At 72.0% G+C, this 2994-nt stretch carries 4 protein-coding genes; all 4 read left to right on the forward strand.

Features of this window, described 5'->3' with window-relative positions; genetic code table 11:
- Positions 1-927: GNVR domain-containing protein (locus VI078_03150; GenBank protein ID HEY5998280.1), on the forward strand; the 927-nt coding region annotated here is incomplete at its 5' end.
- A gap of 2 nt (positions 928-929) precedes the next feature.
- Positions 930-1604: a CpsD/CapB family tyrosine-protein kinase gene (locus VI078_03155; protein HEY5998281.1), complete on the forward strand. Its 675-nt coding sequence runs from the start codon at positions 930-932 to the stop codon at positions 1602-1604.
- A 110-nt stretch (positions 1605-1714) separates the two neighbouring features.
- Positions 1715-2347, forward strand: a complete 633-nt coding sequence (locus tag VI078_03160) for a zinc ribbon domain-containing protein (protein ID HEY5998282.1) — start codon at positions 1715-1717, stop codon at positions 2345-2347.
- 72 nt (positions 2348-2419) lie between these two features.
- On the forward strand, positions 2420-2994 hold a 575-nt coding region (locus VI078_03165), incomplete at its 3' end, for a hypothetical protein (GenBank protein HEY5998283.1).

Below are 2994 nucleotides of genomic sequence, written 5' to 3' on the forward strand. Positions count from 1 at the left end.
ACGCGCGTCGAGCAGCTCCGGGCGAGCCTGATCGAGGTCCAGAGCAACCTGCGCCAGGCGCGGATTCAGCGCGACATGTTGCGCCAGCAGGCTGGTTCTCCGGAAGGCGCGGCCGCGGGCGAGCCTGCGACAGGGACCGTCATGATCGCGAACCCGCTGCAGGCGCAGATCCGGGAGAAGGAGGCCGCGTTGCGGCGCCTGCTCGTCGACTACTCCGACACCTACCCCGACGTGGTCACGCTGCGCGCCGAGATCGCCGCGCTGGAGCAGGAACTGAGGAAGCATCCGACGGTGCCCGCCGCGCAGGCTCTCCCGCAGCGCCAGCCCACGGTGCAGGATGCGCTGAGCCTCGGACAGCTCCAGCAGGCCGAGGTCCAGGTCGGCGCGCTGACCACGCGGGAGCAGCAGCTCTCGCAGGAGCTGGCGCGCTACGAGAAGAAGGTCCAGGGCATCCCCGAGGTCGAGCAGGAACTGGCGCGGCTGCGGCGCGACTACGACGTCAACAACGACATCTACAACAATTTCCTGCGGCGCCTCGAGGAGGCGAAGGTCACCCAGGAGCTGGAGGCCTCGAAGAAGGGGGAGGTCTTCCGCATCCTCCAGGCCGCGCCGCTGCCGCTCACGCCGGTGCGGCCGACCCGGGCGCAGGCGGTGCTCGGCGGGGTCGGCGGCGGCATCGCGCTCTGCGCGCTGCTCGTCTTGGTCCTCGCGCAGACCGACAGCTCCATCCAGAGCGTGGAGGAGGCTCAGAAGCTGCTCGGCCTCAAGGTGCTCGCCGGCATCCCCTGGTACGAGCCGCCGAAGTCGCACCGGCAGCGGCTGACGAAGATCGTCGGCCTGACCGTCGTCGGGGTGGCCTACGCGGCCTGCGTCGCGGCCTTCCTCTTCCAGGAAGCCATCTTCGCGATGCTGCGGAAGGGGGTCTGAGCATGGCCGAGCAAGCGGCTCCCCGGCCCGCGAAGTCTCGCCGCGGCCGCCTCCCCGCCGACCTCTGGGCGCACTTCGGCGAGGAGTTCCGCAGCCTGCGGACCCGCGTGGCTACCCGACTTGAGGCGCGCCACAAGATCATCCTGGTGACCAGCGCGCTCCCTCAGGAGGGGAAGACGACGGTCTCCTCTGCGCTCGCGCGCTCGCTGGCCCAGATGGAGTGGCGCACGGTCCTCGTCGACTGCGACCTGCGCAAGCCCGGCGTCCACGGGCTGTTCGGGGTGGACCGGGCCCCGGGGATCACCGACATCCTCGAGGGACGGGCACGCGAGGAGGATTGCCTCGACGCGACCGACAGCTCGTTCCTCGACCTGATTCCCGCGGGCACCCCCTCCGAGGGCCCGGCCGAGCTGCTCCAGGCGGACGCCATGCCGAAGTACCTGCGGGACCTCGCGTCGCGCTACGAGTACGTCGTCGTGGATTCGCCGCCGCTGACGTCGATCACCGACACCCATCTGCTGGCGGCCTACGCCGACGGGATCCTCTTCGTCGTCAACGGGCGCGTCTCGCCGCGCGACCTGGTCAGGGGCGCCCGCGAGCAGCTCGCCGACCGTCCCGTCCTTGGCGTCGTCCTCAACGGGATCAGCACACCGAAGAAGTACGGCTACTACTATTGAGCCTGCGCCACGGCCTTCGCCCCCGGTCGCGGATCCGCCGCCGTCGCGCCCTTCTTGACACCCGCCGACCGGCGCGCATAGCATCCTGACGGCAACCGGAGGGAACGAGGATGGCGCGCGTCGAGTTCACCAACAACTACCAGGACCATTCGACCGAGAACGGTTTTCAATTCAAGTTCTTCTGCGAGTCCTGCGGCAACGGCTACATGTCGAGCTGGAAGGCCAACGCCGCCGGCATGGCCGGGAGCGCGCTGCGGGCCGCCGGGAACATCTTCGGCGGCATCTTCGGCCGCGCCGCCCACGGCGCGTACGAGATCGACAAGATGGTCGGGGGGCCGGCCCACGACGCGGCGCTCGCCGAGGCGGTCGCCGAGATCAAGCCGCTGTTCACCCAGTGCAAGCGCTGCGGCCAGTGGGTCTGCCGCGAGATCTGCTGGAACGCCGAGCGCAGCCTCTGCACGAAGTGCGCACCGATCCTCCAGCGCGAGATGGCCGCCGCGCAGGCGAACATCGCGGTGGAGCAGAGCACCGAGAAGCTGCGCGCGCGCGACCAGACCGAGGGCGTGAACTTCGACGCGACGATGGTGGTGGTCTGCCCCACCTGCGGCGCCGAGGCGAAGGGCGGCAAGTTCTGCGCCGCGTGCGGGGCCTCGCTCGCGCCGAAGACCGAGTGCCCGAAGTGCGGCGCGAAGTTCGCGCCCGGCACCAAGTTCTGCCCGGAGTGCGGGCAGAAGGTCGCCTGACCTGGATCCGCCCATGCGCACGTCTGCCCTGCTGATCCGCGCGTACGCGCGGTCGTGGGCCTGAGCCCGCCCGTGGCCCGCATGTGCCGGCTCGTCCGCGCCGGGCGCGGCGTCGACGCGCAGTGGCGCCGCGACGGCGACACGCTCCTGATCTCGCCCGCCGGCGGGGCGCCCCTGGCCGTCGACCTGGCGGAGGTCGCGGGCATCGGCGGCGACGGCTTCACGATCTCCCTGCGGCTGCCCGGGGGTGACGTGGCGCTCGAGCGCCTCGGCGGCGACGGTCCGACCCTCCTCGGCGAGCTGCGCCGGGACTGGCCGCCGCTGCGCGCCGCCGCGCTGCGCCTGGCGGACGGCGGCGCGCCGGGCGAGGTGTTCGCCGGCACCATCGACCGCGGGGGCTCCCGTACCGCCTTCGGCGGCTTCTTCGTCGACGGCCGCCTCGTCGTCGCGCCCGAGGGGGACGACTGCTTCGCGCTGTTCGCCGCCGATTGGGCCTCGGTGGCCCTCGACGCGGGGGCATGCGCGGTGCGCGCGAGCGGTTGGGACGGCGCGACGATCACCTTCTCGCGCCTCGGCGCCAGGACGGATGCCTTCGGCGCGGCGGCCGGCGCGGCGCGCGAGGGACTGGCGCAGGCCGCGGCGCGAAC

The organism is bacterium, from assembly GCA_036524115.1.
Taxonomy (GTDB): domain Bacteria; phylum JAUVQV01; class JAUVQV01; order JAUVQV01; family DATDCY01; genus DATDCY01.

Excerpts from the sequence above, each read along its gene's own strand:
- VI078_03155 (HEY5998281.1), top strand. The coding sequence starts at position 930 with ATGGCCGAGCAAGCGGCTCCCCGGCCCGCGAAGTCTCGCCGCGGCCGC.
- VI078_03160 (HEY5998282.1), top strand. The coding sequence starts at position 1,715 with ATGGCGCGCGTCGAGTTCACCAACAACTACCAGGACCATTCGACCGAG.